The organism is Arthrobacter crystallopoietes (genome assembly GCF_017603825.1).
Lineage (GTDB): Bacteria > Actinomycetota > Actinomycetes > Actinomycetales > Micrococcaceae > Crystallibacter > Crystallibacter crystallopoietes_B.
The window spans coordinates 3,484,070-3,505,426 of record NZ_CP072014.1; the positions used below are offsets into that span (position 1 = coordinate 3,484,070).

Annotated in this window: 18 protein-coding genes and 1 tRNA gene; 12 read left to right on the plus strand and 7 right to left on the minus strand. The window is 62.9% G+C overall.

The features are described from left to right. The first annotated feature begins 77 nt into the window (after positions 1-77). The 3 genes from pepN to J5251_RS15945 all read left to right on the plus strand — a co-directional run bounded on the left by pepN (position 78) and on the right by J5251_RS15945 (position 5,284). A complete protein-coding gene (gene pepN / locus J5251_RS15935) occupies positions 78-2,630 on the plus strand; it encodes an aminopeptidase N (RefSeq protein WP_139005428.1) in 2,553 nt (850 codons plus the stop codon). A gap of 126 nt (positions 2,631-2,756) precedes the next feature. Beyond that, positions 2,757-4,751, plus strand: a complete 1,995-nt coding sequence (locus tag J5251_RS15940) for a DUF6541 family protein (RefSeq protein WP_208574577.1) — start codon at positions 2,757-2,759, stop codon at positions 4,749-4,751. Between the two features lie 62 nt (positions 4,752-4,813). Then, positions 4,814-5,284 (plus strand): OsmC family protein, encoded by a 471-nt coding sequence (locus J5251_RS15945; RefSeq protein WP_208576198.1) that lies wholly within the window; start codon positions 4,814-4,816, stop codon positions 5,282-5,284. An 87-nt stretch (positions 5,285-5,371) separates the two neighbouring features. On the opposite strand, the gene J5251_RS15950 is transcribed toward J5251_RS15945, so the two are convergent. Further along, the gene (locus J5251_RS15950) at positions 5,372-5,815 is read right to left on the minus strand and encodes an SRPBCC domain-containing protein (RefSeq protein ID WP_208574578.1); all 444 of its coding nucleotides are present in this window, start codon (positions 5,813-5,815) and stop codon (positions 5,372-5,374) included. Between the two features lie 261 nt (positions 5,816-6,076). Here J5251_RS15950 and J5251_RS15955 point away from each other — a divergent pair, with 261 nt between their 5' ends. Then, positions 6,077-6,505, plus strand: a complete 429-nt coding sequence (locus tag J5251_RS15955) for a globin (protein WP_276608388.1) — start codon at positions 6,077-6,079, stop codon at positions 6,503-6,505. Between the two features lie 72 nt (positions 6,506-6,577). Here J5251_RS15955 and J5251_RS15960 read toward each other — a convergent pair whose 3' ends face one another. Next, on the minus strand, positions 6,578-7,219 hold the full coding sequence (locus J5251_RS15960) for a hypothetical protein (protein WP_139005485.1): 642 nt from the start codon (positions 7,217-7,219) through the stop codon (positions 6,578-6,580). Between the two features lie 11 nt (positions 7,220-7,230). After that, positions 7,231-7,728: an acyl-CoA thioesterase gene (locus J5251_RS15965; protein WP_208574579.1), complete on the minus strand. Its 498-nt coding sequence runs from the start codon at positions 7,726-7,728 to the stop codon at positions 7,231-7,233. 126 nt (positions 7,729-7,854) lie between these two features. Here J5251_RS15965 and J5251_RS15970 point away from each other — a divergent pair, with 126 nt between their 5' ends. Continuing rightward, positions 7,855-8,757, plus strand: a complete 903-nt coding sequence (locus J5251_RS15970; protein ID WP_139005423.1) for an acyl-CoA thioesterase — start codon at positions 7,855-7,857, stop codon at positions 8,755-8,757. Between the two features lie 98 nt (positions 8,758-8,855). Here J5251_RS15970 and ettA read toward each other — a convergent pair whose 3' ends face one another. The 3 genes from ettA to J5251_RS15985 form a co-directional block, all read right to left on the minus strand. Next, on the minus strand, positions 8,856-10,538 hold the full coding sequence (gene ettA / locus J5251_RS15975) for an energy-dependent translational throttle protein EttA (RefSeq protein ID WP_139005422.1): 1,683 nt from the start codon (positions 10,536-10,538) through the stop codon (positions 8,856-8,858). Positions 10,539-10,644: 106 nt separating this feature from the next. Beyond that, positions 10,645-10,914 (minus strand): DUF6993 domain-containing protein, encoded by a 270-nt coding sequence (locus tag J5251_RS15980; RefSeq protein WP_139005421.1) that lies wholly within the window; start codon positions 10,912-10,914, stop codon positions 10,645-10,647. A 259-nt stretch (positions 10,915-11,173) separates the two neighbouring features. Continuing rightward, a complete protein-coding gene (locus J5251_RS15985; RefSeq protein WP_208574580.1) occupies positions 11,174-11,758 on the minus strand; it encodes a single-stranded DNA-binding protein in 585 nt (194 codons plus the stop codon). A 199-nt stretch (positions 11,759-11,957) separates the two neighbouring features. Here J5251_RS15985 and J5251_RS15990 point away from each other — a divergent pair. From J5251_RS15990 to J5251_RS16015, 6 genes are all read left to right on the plus strand, one after another. Next, positions 11,958-12,030: transfer RNA gene (locus J5251_RS15990), tRNA-Arg, on the plus strand. Positions 12,031-12,198: 168 nt separating this feature from the next. Beyond that, positions 12,199-14,139 carry a glycosyltransferase gene (locus J5251_RS15995; RefSeq protein ID WP_139005419.1) on the plus strand — a complete coding sequence of 647 codons (1,941 nt, stop codon included), beginning with the start codon at positions 12,199-12,201 and terminating at the stop codon, positions 14,137-14,139. A 65-nt stretch (positions 14,140-14,204) separates the two neighbouring features. Beyond that, a complete protein-coding gene (gene uxaC / locus J5251_RS16000) occupies positions 14,205-15,611 on the plus strand; it encodes a glucuronate isomerase (protein ID WP_139005418.1) in 1,407 nt (468 codons plus the stop codon). Then, positions 15,608-17,050 (plus strand): mannitol dehydrogenase family protein, encoded by a 1,443-nt coding sequence (locus J5251_RS16005; protein ID WP_139005417.1) that lies wholly within the window; start codon positions 15,608-15,610, stop codon positions 17,048-17,050. The genes uxaC and J5251_RS16005 overlap by 4 nt, the downstream gene beginning before the upstream one ends. A gap of 110 nt (positions 17,051-17,160) precedes the next feature. After that, complete coding sequence (gene manD, locus J5251_RS16010; RefSeq protein WP_139005416.1) at positions 17,161-18,390, plus strand: D-mannonate dehydratase ManD; 1,230 nt, start codon at positions 17,161-17,163, stop codon at positions 18,388-18,390. After that, positions 18,387-18,896 carry a gluconokinase gene (locus J5251_RS16015; RefSeq protein ID WP_244250697.1) on the plus strand — a complete coding sequence of 170 codons (510 nt, stop codon included), beginning with the start codon at positions 18,387-18,389 and terminating at the stop codon, positions 18,894-18,896. The genes manD and J5251_RS16015 overlap by 4 nt, the downstream gene beginning before the upstream one ends. Here J5251_RS16015 and J5251_RS16020 read toward each other — a convergent pair. Then, a complete protein-coding gene (locus J5251_RS16020; protein ID WP_139005415.1) occupies positions 18,893-19,903 on the minus strand; it encodes a LacI family DNA-binding transcriptional regulator in 1,011 nt (336 codons plus the stop codon). The genes J5251_RS16015 and J5251_RS16020 overlap by 4 nt on opposite strands. 283 nt (positions 19,904-20,186) lie before the next feature. On the opposite strand from J5251_RS16020, the gene J5251_RS16025 reads away from it, so the two are divergent. Then, positions 20,187-21,203: a TRAP transporter substrate-binding protein gene (locus J5251_RS16025; protein WP_244250698.1), complete on the plus strand. Its 1,017-nt coding sequence runs from the start codon at positions 20,187-20,189 to the stop codon at positions 21,201-21,203. The last annotated feature ends 154 nt before the right edge of the window (positions 21,204-21,357 follow it).

The following is a 21,357-nucleotide window of genomic DNA, read 5'->3' on the forward strand; positions in this document are numbered from 1 at the left end:
TTCCTTCAGACAGCCCCTGCACTCCGCACCGTCCCGCCGGGACCCGCTACGACACTGGAGGCATCACTTTGCCAGGTTTGAATTTGACCCGCGCCGAAGCCCGCGAGCGCGCCGCATTGCTCAACGTTGAGTCCTACGACGTCACCCTCGACCTGACCCGGGGCGAGAAGGTCTTCGGCTCCACGACCGTTGTGAAGTTCTCCGCAACGGCGGGTGCGTCAACTTTTATCGACGCCATCACGGAGACGGTGCGCTCCGTAACGCTGAACGGTGTGGAGCTGGACCCAGCGAAGGTTTCCGACGGCGTCCGCATCCAGTTGCCCAACCTGGCGGCATCCAATGTCCTGACCATCGACGCGGACGCGCTGTACATGAACACCGGCGAGGGGCTGCACCGCTTCGTGGACCCGGTGGACAACGAGGTCTACCTCTACAGCCAGTTCGAGGTGCCCGACTCCCGCCGCATGTTCGCCGTCTTTGAGCAGCCGGATCTGAAGGCAGCCTTCCGGTTCACAGTGACTGCGCCGTCGCATTGGGACGTCATCTCCAACTCCCCCACTCCCGAGCCAGTGGCCGCAGGACCCATCGGGGAAGACGGCGGCGCCTCCACCTGGGACTTCGAGCCGACTCCCCGTATCTCCTCCTACATCACCGCGCTCATCGCGGGCCCGTACCAGTCGGTGCGCAGCGAGCTCACCAGCTCCGACGGCCGCACCGTCCCGCTGGGCGTCTTCGCCCGCAAGTCGCTGATGCAGTACATGGACGCGGAGAACATCTTCGAACTCACGCGCCAGGGCTTCGCATTCTACGAAAAGCAGTTCGGCACGCCCTACCCGTTCGCCAAGTACGACCAGCTCTTCGTCCCCGAGTTCAACGCCGGCGCGATGGAGAACGCGGGCGCCGTGACCTTCCTGGAGAACTATGTCTTCCGGTCCAAGGTGGCGGAGGCCATGGTGGAGCGCCGGGCCATCACCATCCTGCACGAACTCGCACACATGTGGTTCGGGGACCTGGTGACCATGCGCTGGTGGAACGACCTGTGGCTGAACGAGTCCTTTGCCGAGTTCATGTCCACGCTGGCTGCTGCGGAAGCCACCGAGTGGAAGCAGGCCTGGACCACCTTCGCCTCCATGGAGAAGTCCTGGGCCTACCGCCAGGACCAGCTGCCCTCCACACACCCCATCGTCGCGGACATTCCGGACCTGCAGGCGGTGCAGGTGAACTTTGACGGCATCACCTACGCCAAGGGGGCCTCCGTCCTGCGCCAGCTCGTGGCCTGGGTTGGCCAGGAGCAGTTCATGGCGGGCGTGCGTGAATACTTCGGCAAGCACGCCTGGCAGAACACTGAGCTGGAGGACCTGCTCTCGGAGCTGGAGGTTTCCAGCGGCCGCGACCTGAAGGAATGGTCCGCGCTGTGGCTGGAGACCGCCGGCGTCAATACGTTGCGACCGGAAATCACAACGGACGACGGCGGCAAGATCACCTCGTTCGCCATTCTCCAGTCCGCGGTCCCCGACTTCCCGACCATCCGGCCGCACCGGCTCGCCGTCGGCTTCTACAACCTCGACGCCGAGGGCAAGCTGGTACGCACCCACCGCGAGGAGCTCGACGTTGACGGCGAGCGCACGGAGGTGCCCGAACTCGCCGGCTTCGAGCGGCCCGCCCTGGTGCTCCTGAACGACGACGATCTGGCCTACGCCAAGATCCGGCTGGACGAGGTCTCTCTCGCGACGTCGAAGGCCCACGTGAAGGACTTCACCGAGTCCCTGCCGCGGACCCTGGTGCTCGCCTCCGCTTGGGACGCTACCCGCGACGGCGAAACCCCGGCACGCGAGTACGCGGAGCTGATCCTGAACAACATCGCCTACGAGTCCGATTCCTCAGTGGTGCTGGTACTGCTGCGCCAGCTCGCCACCACGCTGGCCTTCTACGTCAACCCGGCGGACCGCAAGCGCCTGACCCTCGCTGCGGCCGACCGGCTGTGGGAACTCGGCCAAAGCGCCGAGGCCGGCTCAGACGCCCAGCTGCAGTTCGTCAAGGCCTTCGCCCTGCATGCCCAGACCGATGCCCAGCTCGACGCGGTAGCCTCGCTGCTTTCCGGCGAGCGCGTCTTGGACGGCCTCACAGTCGACGCGGACCTGCGCTGGGAGCTGCTGACGTCGCTGGTGGCCGGCGGCGAATTCGGGCAGCCGGAGATCGACGCCGAACTCGAGCGCGACGCCACGGCCACCGGCCAGCGCGCCGCAGCCCTGGCCAAAGCCGCCATCCCCACTGCCGACGCGAAAGCGGAAGCCTGGGAAGCCGTCGTCGTTCGCGGTGATCTGCCCAACGCCACGCAGCAATCCGTCATCGCCGGCTTCAACCGGGTCCACGATACTGCCCTGCTGGAGCCCTACGCCGGCGCGTACTTTGCCGCGGTCGAGGACATCTGGAACACCCGCACGCATGAGATCGCGCAGCAGATTGTGGTGGGGCTCTACCCCTCGCAGCTGGCCACGCAGTCCACCGTGGACCTCACCGATGAGTTCCTCGCGGCGCTCGGCACAGACTCGCCGGCACTGCGGCGCCTGGTGCTGGAAAGCCGCGACGGAATTGTGCGGGCGCTGAAGGCCCAGGCCGCCGACAAGTAGCGACGCCGAAAGACTCTCCCCCGAGAGGTCGCACAACTCAGGACATGCCTGCGGAACTGGTTCCCCGCAGGCATGTCCTGTCTATATTCTGGCAGGAGGCAGCACACCGGGCTGTGAGGTGGATCTATGTCCTGGGTTGCGATCGGCCAGCTAACAGCGCTTCTGGCGGTCTTCTATATCCCTGGGTATATGGTTCTGCGCGGGCTACGGCTCAGCCGCCTGAGAGCCGTGGTCATGGCCCCCGCGGTATCCGGATCCCTCGTAGCTGTCGGAACCGTGCTGTGCCGGATCACCGGCATCCGCTGGGGCCCGACGGTGCTCCTTGCTGTTAGCTTGTTGGCTGCCCTTCTCACCGCTGGCCTTCACCTGCTGATCCAGCCACGGCAGCTACCGACGGCTGAGCCAGGTCCTTCGTGGCCAATGAAATTCCTCCTAGCGAGCTCGCTGCTTGCTGCGGCGGCATTCAACGCGTGGACGATGCTCGACGCTATGGACAACGTCGATAGAGTCAATCAAGCCTGGGACCCCAGCTTTCACTTGAACGCTCTCCGCTGGATCAAAGAGAACGGCCAGGCATCGCCTTGGGATATCAATCCCGTCTACAGCCAGGGAACAGGTTTTTTCTATCCGTCCGGCTGGCACGCGCTGGTGGCACTGGCGCCGGGTGACGTTGTTACCTCAGCAAACCTGGCCACGCTCATCGTGGCGTGCATCGTGTGGCCCGCTTCGCTGACGTACCTGGCCGTAGCCCTGTTCCCTCGTCGGAGCATGACTTGGCTGCTGACGCCCATCGTGGCCGCCGGAGTCATTGCTTTTCCTATCATTCAGCAGAGCCGCAGTGCGCAATGGCCAAATGCGTTCGCGGTAGCGCTGGTGCCCGTAGTCCTCGCCCTGGGAGTCGAACTCGCTGCCGGTCGGCACCAGCAGCGCGTGAGTTCAACCGCAGATGGGCTGCCCATGCATCCGGACGGGCGGAACCACAGCGTAAAAACACTCGCGCTCCTGCTAGCGGCGGCGGGTGCAGCCTGGATCCATCCCAGTGCCATCTTCGCCCTGCTCGCCCTGGGCTGTGTCTACGTTCTGCGGCACATCGTCCTGCTGGGCCGCGCCAAATGGTCGCAGGATCAGCGGCAAGGTTATCTCTGGTTTGCCTTCTGGGCTCTTTCTACGGGTGGGGCAGTCTGGCTGGTCAGCGTCTCCCCCATTGTCGCTGGCATGGCAGATAACACTGGTGTCAACGCACCGTTCCGGGACGCCGTCGAACGCCTGTTCTTCGATCTCCCTCGGTCCCCCGATGATGAGCGGATCCAGCTCAGCGACTACAACTTCTGGATCGGCCCGCTGGTTATCCTCGGCACCTTCTGTGCACTGCGGCGGACGCGAAGCTGGCCTGCTGCCGTGGGCCTTGGCATAACCGTTGTTCTCTACCTGGCCGCTCTTCACCACGCCAGACCGCTCTCGTGGATAACAGGTCTTTGGTACCACGATGCAGTACGCATCGCGGCCGTCAGCGCCGTGTTCGCCTGCGTATTTGCCGCCTACGCACTCGATCAAATATTCGCGGTGCTGTTGAGGTATGTGCCGATCAGGGGAAGAACCGTGACCGCGGCTGCCATCGTCGCCGCAACCGTCTGCACCATGGTCGCTTCGGGCGCCTTCCGTTACGACACGCGACTGCTAGCGGCGGCGCCTCACTATGACGTTGAGACGGACGAGTTCGGGCGCAGCATATTGTCAGGCGAGCAAGACTTCATCGAGTCGCTGGCCGACGTCCTGCCCGCGGACGCAACCGTCATAGGGGACCCGTTCAATGGATCGACGTTCATTTATGCGCTCACGGGACGACACGTCGTCTATGCCCAGTACGGTTTTGCTGACCGCACTGCGGACGCGAAGTTCCTGCGTTCACGGTTCCGCGACATTCATCGTGATCCGGAGGTCTGTGCAGCCTTAGAGCGCACTGGTGCAGAGTACGTGTACCTAGGTGGAGCCGAACGGGCGCGGCAGTTCAACCCTTATCTTCAGTGGCCCGGTTTTTACGACGTGGACGTTTCCCAAGGATTCGAGTTGTTGGCGTCCGCTGAACACGCTGCCCTGTATAAAATCACCGCGTGCGGCTGAATGAGCACGAGGCAATACCGTTTCTCTCCACGCATATGTCCTGGGCGTGCTTTAATCCGGTCATGGACCTCAGCAACCACCGCTACCGTGTATCACTGGCCTGGACCGGCAACCGTGGCGAAGGCACTTCGTCATACCGGAGCTACGGACGTGAACACGTCATCACCGCACCGGGACTTCCGGACCTGGCCGGCACCGCCGACCCCACCTTCCATGGGGACAAAGACCGGTGGAATCCGGAGCAGCTCCTGCTCACCGCACTGTCCCAGTGCCACATGCTCTCCTACCTGCACCTCGCGGTGAAACACGGCATTGTGGTCACCGAGTACACGGACGACGCCGAGGGTACTCTACGCCTGAACCGGGACGGCAGCGGGGAATTTACTTCCGCAACGCTTCATCCGCGCGTCACTGTTGCGGACCCGGCACACAAAGAACTGGCCCAGAAAATGCACCACGACGCGAACCAAGTGTGCTTCATTGCCCGCAGCGTCAATTTCCCTGTAATGCATGAACCTGTAACCGCGAACTGACGCGCATTGCGCGCCAGAGCCCGCCCCGCTCCACCCCGCCCCCGCCCCGGATGAGGCTTGGACGCACAACGCGCCCGTGCAGGGTGTTCAGCGGCGGCGGGCCAGATCGCTCAACGCGGTGAACCCGGCGCGCCACGCCGTGAGGTTCACCGCTGCCAGTTCGCGGGCTTCCACCATCGACCCGGCGATCTGCTCGAATCCATGCTCGATCACAAAGAGCCTGGTGCCGGTCCCCTCCGGCTCCAAGCGGAAGGTCACCACGGTACTGGCGCCCAGTTGCGGTTCCGTCTCGGGCTGTGCGGCGTATCGGTACTGGAAAAGTCCGTACGGCTGGACCTGCAGCACCTTGCCCAGGAAACGGCCATGTTCACGCCAGGTGTGTTCGATCCGGCCGCCGTTAACCGTTTCGCAGACCGCACCGTCGAACGCGTACCAGCGCCGGATGGAGTCGGGATCGGTCAGCAGGCTCCAGACACGCTCGGGCTGCGCATCGATGACCAGATCATGTTCGATGCTGATGTCCTCATGCATGCCTGCGCCCTCCTGCTCATCGCAACATCTCCCGCTGCCACCAGCCTAAGTCCTCTCCCCCGGTCCGGCTTCAGAGCCACCGGGAATTAGCGGCAACAGGTCATCGTTGGAGACAATGGGACCCAGACACCAATGAACAGGCTGCCAATAGTTATGACTGACAAAGACCTCCCCTCTGCCTCCCGGCCGGAAGCTACCCCCGCCGCGGCCACGGCCGGCGGTGCCGCTGGCGTCCCCCTGCAGTCCCGGTTCGGCCAGCCCATCGCGACGCTGCAGCCGGCGGCAAGGGCTGCCAACGCATTCCAGCAGCCCGAGTACACGGACAACTTCTACGACGCCGTCGGCGGGCACGAGACCTTCGTGAAACTTGTGGATGTTTTCTACGAGGGCATCGCCGGGGACGAGGTGCTCCGGAAGATGTACCCGGAGGAGGATCTGGGGCCTGCCACGGTGCGCATGCGGATGTTCCTCGAACAGTACTGGGGCGGTCCCGGCACCTACAGCGAGCAGCGCGGCCATCCCCGGCTGCGCATGCGCCACCAGCCGTTCAAAGTGGACTTCGATGCACGCGACCGCTGGTTGAACCACATGCGCAAGGCCGTGGACTCGCTTGAACTGCCGCCACTCTACGAACAGACGCTATGGGACTACTTCGAGCGGGCGGCCCACTCCATGGTCAACAGCGCCTGAGCCTGGGCCGCCGTGTGCGACGGCCCATTGGTGTCCTAAATTAACGCGGGCTGCTGCCCGGGACCGCCCGGCTCAGAGGGCCGCACCGCTCCGGATCAGCACATGTCCTCTGGCCGTCGACAGCCGCAGCCACCGCCCGCTGCGGAACAGCGACGCCGGTTCGTCGTCGAGGAAGCCCAGCGTCAAGGCGGCGAACGCCGCGCCCGCCGGAAGCGCCACGGTTGCCCCGGGTAGAGTCCGGCCCCACACCTTGCTGCGGGCATTGTTGACCATAAGTTGGCCCGGGTTCTGGGGCACGGCCGCCGCAACTTCCCGGATTCCAGCCTCGGCCGCGCTCCGCAGGTCTCCGGCGGCCAGCTGCTCGACCGGTTCCCAGCCTGACCGCGGCGGCAATACCCCGGTCCATGATTCCTTCACCTGCATCGGGGGCAGCGGCAGGACAACGTCGTTCTCCTCCATCCTGGCCAGGCGGTCCGCCATGGACGACAGCGAAACCGTCAGCTCCGTCTGCGCGGGCCTGCCCAGCGGCATGGTCCGCAGTCCAAGGATGGTCGGCGTCGCCTCGCCCAGCAGTCGCGGCCGCATGAGGCATACATAGGCCGCCAGCACCGAGCCCATGGCCTGCAGGTGCACGGCGCCGTCGTCGGCAGCGCGGGCACGGGTGACGTAGGTGCGCAGGTCAGCCGTAACCTGCGGATCGGCCAGGGTCAGCATCTCCGGCGCGTTCACGTGGTTTCCTTCCCCACGCACTGCGAAGCACGACGGCGGAAGGGCACTTCCGGGCCCCGGCGGCGTTCCAATGCGGCCCTGTACTGCCCGGGCAGGGCGACGGAGCGGCCGGAGTCCCGATTCACCAGCACCATGGTCGTGGCGCCAACGGCAAACGTCTTCGACTCGTCTTCCTCGGACACGACGTAGCCCAACTCAAAGCTGGATCGCCCGATTCCCGCCACCCATACGCTGACGTAGACCGGTTCCGGCCTGAACAGCAACGGCGCCAGGTATTCGATTTCCTGCCGGCCCACCAGGGCGAAGTTCTCCGCCCCGGCAAGTTCGCGGACGGATGGTTGTCCGCCGTCGTTCGTAGAAATTCCCGACGGCGACTCGTGCAGCCGCACGCGCGCGGTCTCCAGGTAGCTCAGGAAGGCCACGTTGTTCACATGGGCGTAGGAGTCTATGTCGCTGAATCTGAGCTGGAGTGGGAACCGGAAGGCATTGGGCATGGGCCCATACTCTCAAAACCGGGGGGCACGGCGCGAACCATGCGTCGGTAGTTGAGCAGTGCGAACGCGCAAACTACGCTCTGAAGAAGGTTCCACTACTCCCGGGTAACACCAACAAGGAGAAACATGACTGCTTCTGACGAACGGATCGACCCGACTGCGGCGCTGCTGAAGCTGCTGGATCTCTCGGATGCCGATGGCGCAAACACGGACGAGGACATCTTTGTCGGGATCTCCGAGCCACAGCCGCACGGGCGGGTCTTCGGTGGCCAGGTACTAGCGCAGTCCATCCTTGCCGCCATCCGCACAGTGCCCGGCGACCGGCAGATCCATTCCATGCACGGTTACTTCCTGCGCCCGGGCGATGCGAACGAACCGATCACGTTCGGTGTTCAGAAGCTACGGGACGGCCGGTCGTTTTCGGCCCGCCGGACCCATGCATACCAGAACGGCGTGCCGATCCTGTCGATGATCGCTTCCTTCCAGGTGCCGGCCGAGGGGCTGGACCACTGCGAACCGTTCCCCGAGAACATCCCGGATCCCGAGTCCCTGCCCAGCACGGCGGACCTCCTCGGTGAATTCGACCATCCCATCGCGCAGCAGTGGGCTTATCAGCGGCCCTTCGATATCCGCCATGTGCAGCAGCCGCTGTACATCAGCGCGGAAGGCGAGCGGGAACCGACCAACGCCGTGTGGATGAAGTCCAAGGGACCGCTGCCTGATGATCTTGACCTGCATCGGGCCGCCCTGGCCTATGCCAGCGACTACACGCTGCTGGAGCCGATCCTGCGCCGCCACGGCATCGCGTGGATCAGTCCCGGCATGAAATTCGCCAGTCTGGATCACGCCATGTGGTGGCATCGTCCCTTCCGCGCAGACGAATGGCTGCTCTACGTCCAGAATTCCCCCAGCGCGTCCGGCGCCCGCGGGCTCGGGGTCGGCCGGGTCTTCAGCCGCAGCGGCGAACTCGTAGCAACGGTGGCCCAGGAAGGCATGATGCGGGTCCCGGTGGAAGCAGCCGACGCGTAGGAAAGCGGAGAGGATCCGGGCGGCTGCAGTAACAGCCTGCCGGATCCTCTCCGCTGACGAAACGTCCCCCGCTATAGGCTAGCGGGGGACGGTTTGCCTTAGTCGCGCGTCAGCTTGCGGTGCGTGACACGGTGCGGCTTGGCCGCATCCGGACCAAGCCGATCGACCTTGTTCTGCTCGTAGGCCTCAAAGTTGCCCTCGAACCAGTACCAGTTGGCCGGGTCCTCTTCGGTGCCTTCGTAGGCGAGGATGTGCGTAGCCACGCGGTCCAGGAACCAGCGGTCGTGGGAAATCACCACGGCGCAGCCGGCGAATTCCAGCAGAGCGTTTTCCAGGCTGGAGAGGGTTTCGACGTCGAGGTCGTTGGTAGGCTCATCGAGCAGCAGCAGGTTGCCGCCCTGCTTGAGTGTCAGCGCCAGGTTCAGGCGGTTGCGCTCACCACCGGAGAGGACGCCGGCCTTCTTCTGCTGGTCCGGCCCCTTGAAGCCGAAGGCCGAGACATAGGCGCGGGACGGCATCTCCACCTGCCCCACCTGGATGTGGTCAAGTCCGTCGGAGACGACCTCCCACAGGGATTTGTTCGGGTCGATGCCCCCGCGGCTCTGGTCCACGTACGAGATCTTGACCGAATCACCGATCTTCAGGTCGCCGCCGTCGAGTTCCTCAAGGCCGACGATCGTCTTGAACAGCGTGGTCTTACCCACACCGTTGGGACCGATGACACCGACGATGCCGTTACGCGGCAGGGAGAATGAGAGCCCGTCGATCAGCTGGCGATCGTCAAAGCCCTTCTGCAGGTTCTTCCCTTCAACAACCAGCGAACCCAGACGCGGTCCCGGCGGGATCTGGATCTCTTCGAAGTCCAGCTTCCGGGTGCGGTCGGCCTCGGCGGCCATTTCCTCGTACCGGGCCAGCCGGGCCTTCGACTTGGTCTGGCGGCCCTTGGCATTGGAGCGCACCCATTCCAGTTCCTCGGAGAGGCGCTTGGCCATCTTGGCGTCTTTCTTGCCCTGGACCTCCAGACGGGCGCGCTTCTTCTCCAGGTATGTGGAGTAGTTCCCTTCGTACGGGTACAGGTGCCCGCGGTCGACTTCGGCGATCCATTCGGCCACATGGTCCAGGAAGTACCGGTCGTGGGTGACGGCCAGGACTGCGCCTGCATAGGCCTTCAGGTGCTGTTCCAACCAGAGGACGCTTTCGGCGTCGAGGTGGTTGGTCGGTTCATCGAGCAGCAGCAGGTCGGGCTTCTGCAGTAGGAGCTTGCACAGTGCAACGCGGCGGCGCTCACCACCGGAGAGCACGGTCACGTCCGCATCGGCCGGCGGGCAGCGCAATGCGTCCATGGCCTGCTCCAGCTGGGAATCGAGGTCCCAGGCGTCCGCTGCATCAATGGCTTCCTGCAGCTTGCCCATCTCTTCGAGCAGGGTGTCGTAATCCGCGTCAGGGCTGGCCATCTCTTCGGAAATCTCGTTGAAGCGCTGGATCTTGCCGTAGATTTCGCCGACGCCTTCCTGAACGTTACCCAGGACGGTTTTCTCTTCGTTCAAGGGCGGTTCCTGCAACAGGATTCCCACCGAATAGCCGGGGCTAAGCCGGGCCTCACCATTGGAAGGTGTGTCCAGTCCGGCCATGATCTTCAGAATGGTGGACTTACCGGCGCCGTTTGGGCCGACGACGCCGATCTTGGCACCGGGGTAGAAGGACATGCTCACGTCATCGAGGATGACCTTGTCGCCAACGGCCTTGCGGGCCTTGGTCATTGTGTAAATAAATTCCGCCATGACCACAAGGCTAGTGGTTGCCGGGGCATAACTCATATTCCTAGGAAGCGGTTTCGGCCCGGAAATGCCTCCTAGCAAGCACGGCGGACCACACCAGGGCCCGTGGTCAGGATTCGCCGCCTACGAAGCAGTCGCCGTCAGCCAGCACGGGGAGCACGGACATGGCGACCTTCCCCTCACGGACCTGGCCGATAACGCATTGGTCTTCCAGGGGTACCGCCGCCTCAATTGCATCCACGGCTAGCCCCGTTGGAGTTATGTCCGCGGACACTTCGACTTCGGATTCGGCAAAGCCCGCTTCGGCCATGGCCGCAAGCATTTGCGAAGAGTTCGGGCGGGGAGAGGAAGCTGCGAGCTTCTCCAGCTCCTCGCGCACCCTATCCTTGCTCGCTTCCGCGGGCGTCGGTTCAGCCGGCTCCTCCGAAACCTCGGCTTCCTCAGCTGGCTCAGTTGTGGAGCCACTTGTTGGAACCGAGGGCACGGATTTTGTCCCAGTCTCCTGAGCTACCAGCGAGCAGGCGCTCAGACCAGCCCCGATCGACAGGAGCAACACAGAGCAGGCAAGTCGCTCGACAGCTTTGGACGGGGTCGAAGGTTTCACTGTGCCATTCTGACATGCACGCGTGCGCTTCGACTTATCCCGCCATCCGCAGCTCATCGGGGTCGGCATCAATTTCGGGTTCGCCCCTAGCCTCGTCCTGATGTAATGCCTGACCCGACAACGACGGCTCCGCCGTCCATGGGTAGACCTCCCCTGTAGCAGCCGACACGTTCTCGGGCACCTCTTCGTCCGCGGCCATTCCTTCGAAATTCCCACCGTTAGAGACCTGGGCCGGTTCCTGGCTACTGCCGTACCGGCCCTTGTTGCTCTTGACGAAGTTTGAGGTGCCCCATTTAAGGTCGTGCCCGATACCATCTGCTTCGATCTCAGGTGCGGTTCCGTGGCGGCCGTCGTCGCTGCTCCATTGCCGAAGCTTCAGCTTGCCCGTAACCACTACGGGGTCGCCTTTGTGCAGGCTCGAACCGACGTTCTGCGCCAGATAGCGGTACGTCTTGACCGTGTACCAGTTCGAGGCCGCGTCGACCCATTGGCCAGTCTCCTGATCCTGGCGGCGTTCCTTCGAAACAAGGCGGAACTCTGCCGCCGGCCATCCATTCTTGGTAGATCCACTGTTGATATCCGTGCCGACGATGCCGCGAACAGTAATGATGTCTGACATGGTCCTGCCTTCTTTCGGTCGGGCCGGCAATGTCGCCGGCAACATCAGTCTGGTCACCACAGATACCGCTCTCAAGGACAAAAACATCTCATGTGGGCAACGTTGCATCAGCGGCTCCTTGTGTAGGCATGGTGCCCGACTTCGAAGATCGACGGTCAAGAGGATAAACTTGCTGACTGGTGGAGCCCATCCACCGTCAGCCTCGGTAGCTCAGCGGATAGAGCAGGAGCCTTCTAATCTCTTGGTCGCAGGTTCGATTCCTGTCCGGGGCACACAATGTGAATCAACATCCGTCAGTTCAACGAAGGCTCCCCCTAGTGCATCCACTGGCGGGAATCTACAGGCTGTTAGCGTAACGATCCGGTGACACTTGACGGCGGGCAAGCGCCCCGCCCGGGATACGCCCTGTAGCGTCCCCCGGCCTGCAGTAATCTCGAGTTATGCAGCCGACAGTCCATTTCCCCGTGAGTACGCTTGCCCTGCAACGAGGCGGGCTGGTCAAGGCGGTCCGCAACCGTGCAAACACGCTGGCAGAGCACTCGGGCTTGGACCACATCCATATCGATGTCTTGGGGTTCCAGCCCCGTCTCGAGGCCGACGTGGCCAGGTTGAAAGCGGAGGGGCATCTGCATCCGGACGTCCAGGTTTCCAGCGTCCTGTTTTCCCTTGATCCGAGCCCGTCCGTCGAACGACGGCGGGCATCCGTGCCGCATCTAGACAAGCAATTGGTTAAGATCCAGGACGGCGCCGACGCACGCTCGAACCGTTACTTCCGGGACGGACTACTTGAACTGTTTGTGCGGGCCGACCCCAACGGTACGCCCCGTTATATCGACTACTTCAACAGCGAACGGCACCGAGTCAGGCGCGAAGAGATGGATCAGTCAGGACGTACCGTCCGGGTTGTCCACTACCCGACCGCCCCTAACAACGTCGTCGTACAGCGTTATATCGGCCGCGACGGGCACTGTTTCTTAACGATCTGGCAGGCGCCCGGCAGCAGCCACTGGGATCAAAGCTTCCTGTTCGGTCCAACCCCCCTCCATTTTTCGGACACTGGCCAGCTGTACACGCACGCTTTCGAGCGGCTTCTCGCCAAGCACGAGAGCGCTGCCATCACCACGGAATTCCGGGAGAATCTGGATATCCTCCCCCACCACAGCCTCGACGAAGTGGTGCGCAGCATCCGACACCCGAACTTACGCAAGATCGTCACCGCGCACAGCAACCATCTTGAACCTCCGTACATCGCCGGGTCCCGGGTGAGCCGCAACTGGCGCGCACTGATGGACCGTCTCGACGAATACGACGCCTTGGTTGTCCTGACCGAGGCGCAACGTAAGGACATGGCAGCCGACTTCGGGCATGCCGAACGGCTCGAAGTCATTCCCCAGGTGGCCCCGCCCCGGAAGAACCACAAGGCTGACACCGATAGCAATCGGCTCATCCTGGTGGCCCGGACTCATCCCAAGAAACGCGTGGACGAGGCAATCAGGGTGTTCCGCAAGGTGCTTGACGGCAACCCCAACGCGGTCCTGGAGATTTTTGGCTTCGGGTACAACGACGACGAAGAGCAGCGCATCCACCGGCTGATCGCGGAGCTAAAGGTCGAGGACCATGTCCGGTTCATGCCCTTCACCAACAACCCCGAGCGCATCTACGCCACGGCCTGCGCAACGTTGCTAACGTCGGCGTCGGAGGGGTTCCCGCTCATCCTGCTGGAAAGCATGTCCTATGGCGTCCCCGTGGTTGCCTACGACTCGAATTACGGGCCGCGGGACGTCATTGTCGACGGCGAAAACGGCTACCTCGCGGATTTCGAGGACAGCGACGCCTTGGCCAAGAAGATCCTTCAACTAATGCAGGACCGTGAGCTCCGCTCCCGCTTTGGAGAAGCGTGCTTCAGCACCCTGTCCCGCTTCGACACAAAGACCTTCGTCGCCAACTGGGTCCGGGTCGTGTCTGCCCCGCCCCGATCTGACCGCGTAAACCGGACGCCTGGCGGCGCCGTCGTCGATCAGGTGTCATGGAACGGGAGCAGGATGCTTCTGCGTGCCGGCTCCGACGTCGCCCCGGGGACGAAGCTGATCTTCCGGCGCAGGCACGGCAGCAGCGTTGCAGTCGCAGCCCTGGCCGAGGGGCAATGGACGATCGAGCTGCCCGAAAGCCGCCCCGGCGACATTTTCGACGCGTATGTCCGCGCTCCGGAACAGCCGGCGGAAAAGCGTCTGGCCTACGCCGGCCTTCAGGCTTTCCAGCGGGCACCCTTGGAGGTCTATCCGACCAAGCACGGCTCGCTGTCGGTACGCCACCGGGACAACCGGTTCGTTGTGCGGGGCCGGAAGTGGCTCAGGCGCCAGCTCGGCAGGAAGCGTCAATAAGGGCAGGCCAGCCAACAAATGGCAACTCGTTGACTGCACTTCGGCCGCTTGGAAACGATGGTGCAATGTCAACTTCAATAGCCGCCGAACCTGATCGGCTCCTTCCTGCTGAACCAGGAGTCCGTGCCATCGCGCGGGGCCTGCTGGAGCTGGTTCAGGACCTTCCCATCATCTCTCCGCACGGCCACGTGGACGCTGCCGTCCTCGAAAAAGACGTGCCCTTCCCTGATCCTGCAACGCTGCTGATCAGCCCCGACCACTACGTCACACGCCTCATCCACGCCAGCGGGGTTCCACTGGAGCGACTGCGCGCCGGCGGCACCACCAACGTTTCTCCCCGCGAGGTCTGGCACGAATTCGCGAAGGCCTGGCCGCTGTTCGACGGCACTGCCTCTGGCTACTGGCTGCGTTCTGAGTTCGAGCATGTCTTCAAGCTCAAGCAGGACATCTCGGAGGAAAGCGCAGACGCCACCTTCGACGCCATTCAGGCCAGGTTGGACGAGCCGGGGTTCCGGCCGCGGCAACTGTTCAAGGACTTCAACATCGAGGTCCTCGCCACCACAGACGATCCCCTGGATAGCTTGGAGTCCCACGCAGCTTTGGCTGCGGACAGCACGTTCCACGAACGGGTCCTGCCCACCTTCCGCCCCGACGCCTACCTAAACATCGCCCACCCGACATGGCTGGAAAACGTCGACCGGCTGATCACCGCCGCGGGCGATGGCACCACCGGGTACGCCGGGTACATCCGTGCTCTCGAGAACCGCCGCCGGCACTTTATTGACCACGGAGCCGTTTCGGCCGACCACGGGGTCCGCACGCCGCTGACGCTCAAGCTGGACCGGGCCGAAGCGGAAAGCCTCTTTAACAAGGCGCGCCGCGGAGAAGCAACGGATGCCGAGCGTGATGTGTTCGAAGGACACATGATGTACGAGATGGCACGCATGTCGGTTCAGGACGGGCTCGTCATGACCGTCCATCCCGGTTCTTTCCGCAACCACCATCTACCGACCTTCGAGCGGTTCGGCGCGGACACCGGCCACGACATCCCCTTCGCCATCAACTACACCGAGGCCATCCGCCCGGTCCTGCAGGACTTTGGCACTTCCAAGGACTTTAACCTCATTCTCTTCACCCTGGACGAGACCGTGTTCTCCCGCGAGCTCGCCCCGATGGCCGGCTTCTACCCCTCGGTGTACGTGGGCGCGCCGTGGTGGTTCCTGGACGCACCGGATGCGATGCTGCGCTTCCGGTCGGCCATCACGGAGACGGCAGGCTTCTATCGTTCCTCCGGCTTCATCGACGACACCCGCGCCTTCTGCTCCATCCCGGCCCGCCACGACGCGTCCCGCCGGATCGAAGCTTCGTTCCTCGCGCGGCTGGTTGCCGAACATCGCGTTTCCGAGTCCCGTGCCGCAGAGCTCATCGTGGACATCGTCGATGCCGCACCGCGGAGGGCTTTCAAACTATGACTGCACAAACCGCAACCCAGCCGCTGAACCGGCAGACGTATAGGGCAGGCAAACCAGCGCCGATCCGGATTGTCCACATCGGGCTGGGCGCCTTCCACCGTGCCCACCAGGCGTGGTATACGCACAAAGTAGACGCCAGCCACGAATGGGGTATCGCTTCCTTCACCGGACGCAGCCCGCAAGCTGCCGAAACTCTTGAGGCGCAGGACGGGCTCTACACCCTCGTCGAGCGGGCGGAAGAGGCAGACAGCTTCGAGGTTATCGAAAGCATCAGTGCGGCGTACGACGGCGGCAATATCGGGCGGCTCGCAGAGCTACTGTCGCTATCGACGACCGCGATCGTCACCCTGACGGTAACGGAAGCTGCGTACAACCTCGCATCCAACGGACAGCTCGATTTGACGGCAGAGGCGGTAGCGGCCGACGCAGCCTTGCTAAGCCAGTGGTGGAAGGCATCGGCAGCGCTCGTTGGTTCCAGCGGATCCGGCCGTCGCGGCGTCCCCTCGACCGCAGCTGCACGCTTGCTTACCGGCTTGGACGCGCGCCGCCGGGCAGAAGCCGGGCCTATAGCGGTGGTCTCCTGCGACAACCTCAGCGCCAACGGCACGGCTGCACGCAATGCCATCAGGGGATTGGCATCGGCGATCGCGCCGGAACTGGCAGGATGGATCGACGCCAACGTGTCCTTCGTGGATACGTCCATTGACCGGATTACGCCACGGACTACGGATGAGGACACAGCCGGCGTGGCCGCTGCAACCGGTTTTGCTGACCAGGCACCGGTGGTGACCGAACCGTTCCATAGCTGGGTCCTCTGCGGCGCTTTCCCTGCCGGCCGTCCGGCTTGGGAAAAGGCCGGCGCAGTATTCGTCGAGAAAATTGAGCACTTTGAACGGCGCAAGCTGTGGTTGCTGAACGGAGCCCACTCCCTGTTGGCCTATGCCGGCCAACTGCGTGGCAGCGACACCGTAGCGCAGGCTTTGCGTGATCCCGCTTGTGCGACCTGGATCGAAGAATTCTGGAATGAGGCCGTCGAACACCTGACGGAGCCGGAACTCAAGGTCGACGAGTACCGGGCAGCACTGCTGGAAAGGTTTGGCAATTCGCGTATAGCCCACATGCTGGCCCAGATCGCCATTGACGGGAGCAGCAAACTGCGCATGCGCGCCGTTCCTGTGATCCAGGCGGAACGCACGGCCGGACGCCCCGGACAGGCAGCCGCCCGCCTGATCGCCGCGTGGATCGACTACCTGGCAAAAGCCGCTGACGACGGCGCCGGCGTGCGCGATGCCGAGGCCGAACGCATTGAGCCCTTGCTGTCGTTGAATGGGCGGGAACAGACCGCTGCGCTAGTGGAACTGCTGGACCCGGACTTCGCCGCAGAGGACGGCATCATTGATATGGTCCATGCCCTGCGCGGATCGTTCCAGGACCAGTAAGGAAAATGGGCGCTGTGCCGGGAATCCGGCAACTTGTGGCAACTCCTTGCCACCGGGTTTCCGGCATAGCTACGGTTACGTGAAGATTTGAAATCATTGAAAGGCCTATCTTGAAGATCATTGCTGCTGATGTCATTGTGACCAGCCCCAGCCGGAACTTTGTGACCCTGAAAATCACCACGGAGGACGGTGTGACCGGGCTGGGAGATGCCACTCTGAACGGCCGCGAGCTGGCCGTGGCGGCTTATTTGAAGGAACATGTTGCCCAGCTGCTGATCGGCAAAGATCCGCACCGGATTGAAGACACGTGGCAGTTCCTCTACCGCAGTTCCTACTGGCGCCGTGGCCCTGTCACCATGGCCGCCATCGCTGCCGTCGACATGGCTCTGTGGGACATCAAGGGCAAGGTTGCCGGGCTGCCGGTCTACCAGCTGCTGGGTGGCGCCTCAAGGACCGGTCTGCGCACTTACGGGCATGCCTCCGGCCGCGACATCCCGGAGTTGTTCGACTCCATTCGGCAGCATCTGGAAGAAGGCTACAAGTCCATCCGTGTGCAGACCTCCGTGCCGGGAATCAAAGCACTCTACGGTGTTGCTGCCCAGGCACAGGCGACGGGTGAGCGCTATGACTTCGAGCCCGCCGGCCGCGGTGCGCAGCCCACCGAGGAAGACTGGGACACTCGGGCCTACCTGCGCCATCTCCCCACTGTCTTCGAAGCGGTCCGCAACGAATTCGGCCCGGAGTTGCCGCTGCTGCATGACGGCCACCACCGGATGACCCCGATCCAGGCAGCCAAGCTGGGCAAGTCACTTGAACCGTACGATCTGTTCTGGCTCGAGGACTGCACCCCCGCTGAGAACCAGGAAGCCCTCCGTCTGGTCCGCCAGCACACCACAACCCCGCTGGCGATCGGTGAAATCTTCAACACGGTCTTCGATTTCCAGACGCTGATCAAAGAACAGCTGATCGATTATGTCCGTGCGGCTTCCACCCACTTCGGCGGCATCTCCCCGCTGAAGAAGGTCATGGACTTCGCCGCCCAGTACCAGGTCAAGTCAGGTTTCCACGGCCCTACGGATGTCTCTCCGGTCGGCCTTGCTGCGCAGACCCACGTCGGGCTGGCTATCCATAACTTCGGTATTCAGGAATACATGGAGCACAGCGAGAAGACCAACACAGTGTTTGAACAGTCCATGGTCTTTGCCGACGGCTACCTGCACCCAGGCGACAAGCCCGGACTCGGCATTGAGTTGAACGAAGAAGCCGCGGCATCTTTCCCCTACCAACAGGCCTACCTGCCGTACAACCGTCTCGCCGACGGCACGGTACACGACTGGTGATCAAGTTCAAACCGTTCCACGTCGTCGTTATGGGGGTTTCCGGTTCTGGGAAATCCACCGTCGGTGAACTGCTGGCCGAACACCTCGGCGCACAGTTCACCGACGGCGATGCCCTGCATCCGCAGGCCAACGTGGACAAGATGGCGGCGGGTACGCCCCTGAATGACGACGACCGCAAGCCATGGCTCGAGGAAATCGGGGCGGCCTTTGCCCGTAGCCCCGGCCCGCTGGTCATCGCCTGCAGCGCGCTGCGGAGGTCATACCGTGACCTCATCCGCGCCACGGATCCCACCGTCGTCTTCATCCATCTCGACGGCGGCAAGGACCTGTTGTCGAGCCGCTTGTCCGCTCGCAACGGGCACTTCATGCCCGCCGCGCTGCTAGAGTCCCAGCTGGACACCTTGGAACCGCTCGATGCAACGGAGTCCGGCGTCGTCCTTGACATCGCCGCTTCGCCGCCGGAGTTGGCGCAGTCGGCCAAGCTGTGGCTGGAAAAGACCAGCTAACGCTTGGTCCGCTTGGCTGTTGAATTACGCACAATCAATCGGGTCGGCAGGACAACCGGCTGACCCGATTGGGACTTAGCCCCAGCGGCGAATGCGAGCAGATTATTCACCGCCGTTGTGCCCAAGGCATATAACGGTGCCGCAACGGTCGTCAGCGCGGGCGTTATCAGATCGGCGCCGTAGCTGTTGTCAAAGCCCACGACGCTGACGTCTTCGGGAACGCTAAACCCCTGTTGCTGGAGCGCTCGGATGAATCCGATGGCCATCTGGTCGTTGTATGCGACGACTGCCGACGTGCGATGCTGGAGCCACTCGGCTGCCACGTCCTCGCCACCGCGAACCGTGGGCTGAGCCGGCGCCGTGCGTCGGACATTCAGTTCAAGCTCCAGAGCCGCTTCCCGTAGGGACCGCCAACGCATGCCGTCAGCCCAGGATGCTTCGGGGCCTGCAAGATAGGTGATGGTGTCGTGGCCGTGTTCGCCCAGATGCTCTGCGGCACGACGGATCCCCCTGGCGTTATCGGTCACCACGCTGGCAACATCGGCAACTGCCCTGTTCATCACGATGGTTGGTTTCTGCTTGGCCATCATTCGAATGGCAGAATCCGACATACGGGAACTGGAAAGCACGATTCCGTCAACCGTGGACATGGCCCGCTCCAACGCCTGGCGTTCGCGGCGGTCGGATTCCTGGGTGTGTGCAAGGAGCATCGTGTAGCCAGCTTCGGCTGCCGCAGCTTCAGCGCCACGGACCATCTCCGCATACACTGGGTTGCGGATGTCGGCGATGACCAACGCGATCATGGATGTGCGCGTTCCGCCAGGCTGCCCTGCTCCATTCATCGGCTTGGACCGATAACCGAGCTCGATCGCGGCGGCAAAAATCTTCTGCGCCGTTTCATGGCTTACCCGACCCGGCCGGGCAAAGGCCCTCGAAACCGTGGATGAGGACACGCCAGCAACCCGGGCGACGTCGTAGATAGTCGGCGTCCCCTGAATTTCACTCATACTTGTCCTCCTGCAGAACATCTTACGGGTCGGCCAAGGCAATATATGGCAACTGCTTGCCGCGCACCCTCCATTTTTGGCTGAATCATTAGAACGCATGCATGGCGCTACATGCCATTCCGGTGCACGCACAACGGGGCGTGTGCACAGATTGGGGCGGATTCGCAGCATGCCTGAAGACAACGGTTCCGCTGCGTTTAGCAGTTGGAACAGGCAAGGGAAATGCCGCGGATTCTCTGCGGCGACACACAATGCCCGCTCAGTGGGCAGGAAAAGGTAAACCATGAAGGGCAACAAAGCTTTTGCAGTGATGGGGTCCGTGGCAGCGATGGCGTTGGCACTGACAGCCTGTGGTGGCGGTTCCGGCGGTGCTGATGGCGGCGCGGACGGCAAGACCATGCGACTGGCGCTCAACCAGACCGAAACCCACCCCTCTTACATCGCCCTGAACAGCTTTGGCGAACGGCTGTCGGAATCGACCGAAGGCCGCTGGGACATCGACGTCTACGCGAACGAAACTCTTGGCGCGCAGCAGGAAGCCATCCAGCTGGTCAGCAACGGAACTGTGGAGATGGCCATCGTCTCCGGGACCCAGCTGGAGAACCTCAATGAAGACTTCCGCGTCTTCAACCTGCCTCAGGTGTTCGACGATGTGGAGCACCAGATGCAGGTTGTCGGCGACCAGGAAATCACCGGGGAACTCTACTCGTCCCTCGAGGATCAGAAGATCACTGTCCTCGGCGGCTTCACTCAGGGAACACGAAGCGTTTACAACACCGAGAAGCCAGTCAACACCCCCGAGGACCTCGCAGGGATGAAGGTCCGCGTCCAGGAGTCGGACGTCCACATGAAGATGATCGAGCTCATGGGCGGCTCCGCAACTCCAATGGCATTCGGCGAGGTTTACACCGCACTGCAGTCAGGCGTGCTTGACGGTGCGGAGAACAATGAAATCTCCTACCTGACGCAGAAGCACAATGAGGTTGCCGAGTACTTCTCGAAAACGAACCACCTTGTTGGCCTCGACTACTTGGTGATCAACACCGACGTGCTCGCTGAAATGTCCGAAGAGGACCGCGCTGCCTTCGACTCCGAGTGGGATGCAGCTGTAACCGAGCACACTGAGCTGTGGCTTTCCGAGACCGAGAAGGCCATCAAGGAGCTTGAAGCCGCCGGGACCAAGTTCAACGAGGTCGATACCGAGGCCTTCCGCACAGCACTGCAACCGCTCATCGATGAATACGTGACCACAGACTCTGCCAAGGCACTGTACGAAGCCACCCGAGCCGCGGCCGAGTAATCCCTTATGGCGATACCGGTTACCGGTGTGAGCATCATTTTCTAGGGCATTTTTCACACGATTGCCGTTCTGCGAGGCGAAGACGAAGCTACCGCAGAACGGCAATCCGGACGTTATCTAGGATCTCGTGCCGATAATCACCACAGCGGCCAGC

Coding starts and splice junctions, on each gene's coding strand:
- J5251_RS16020 (WP_139005415.1), bottom strand. CDS start 19,903: ATGAGTGAAATTCAGGGGACGCCGACTATCTACGACGTCGCCCGGGTT.
- J5251_RS16005 (WP_139005417.1), top strand. CDS start 15,608: ATGACTGCACAAACCGCAACCCAGCCGCTGAACCGGCAGACGTATAGG.
- J5251_RS16025 (WP_244250698.1), top strand. CDS start 20,187: ATGAAGGGCAACAAAGCTTTTGCAGTGATGGGGTCCGTGGCAGCGATG.
- J5251_RS15995 (WP_139005419.1), top strand. CDS start 12,199: ATGCAGCCGACAGTCCATTTCCCCGTGAGTACGCTTGCCCTGCAACGA.
- J5251_RS15945 (WP_208576198.1), top strand. CDS start 4,814: ATGGACCTCAGCAACCACCGCTACCGTGTATCACTGGCCTGGACCGGC.
- J5251_RS15950 (WP_208574578.1), bottom strand. CDS start 5,815: ATGCATGAGGACATCAGCATCGAACATGATCTGGTCATCGATGCGCAG.
- J5251_RS15940 (WP_208574577.1), top strand. CDS start 2,757: ATGTCCTGGGTTGCGATCGGCCAGCTAACAGCGCTTCTGGCGGTCTTC.
- J5251_RS15965 (WP_208574579.1), bottom strand. CDS start 7,728: ATGCCCAATGCCTTCCGGTTCCCACTCCAGCTCAGATTCAGCGACATA.
- J5251_RS15985 (WP_208574580.1), bottom strand. CDS start 11,758: ATGTCAGACATCATTACTGTTCGCGGCATCGTCGGCACGGATATCAAC.
- ettA (WP_139005422.1), bottom strand. CDS start 10,538: ATGGCGGAATTTATTTACACAATGACCAAGGCCCGCAAGGCCGTTGGC.
- uxaC (WP_139005418.1), top strand. CDS start 14,205: ATGTCAACTTCAATAGCCGCCGAACCTGATCGGCTCCTTCCTGCTGAA.
- J5251_RS15960 (WP_139005485.1), bottom strand. CDS start 7,219: ATGCTGACCCTGGCCGATCCGCAGGTTACGGCTGACCTGCGCACCTAC.
- J5251_RS15970 (WP_139005423.1), top strand. CDS start 7,855: ATGACTGCTTCTGACGAACGGATCGACCCGACTGCGGCGCTGCTGAAG.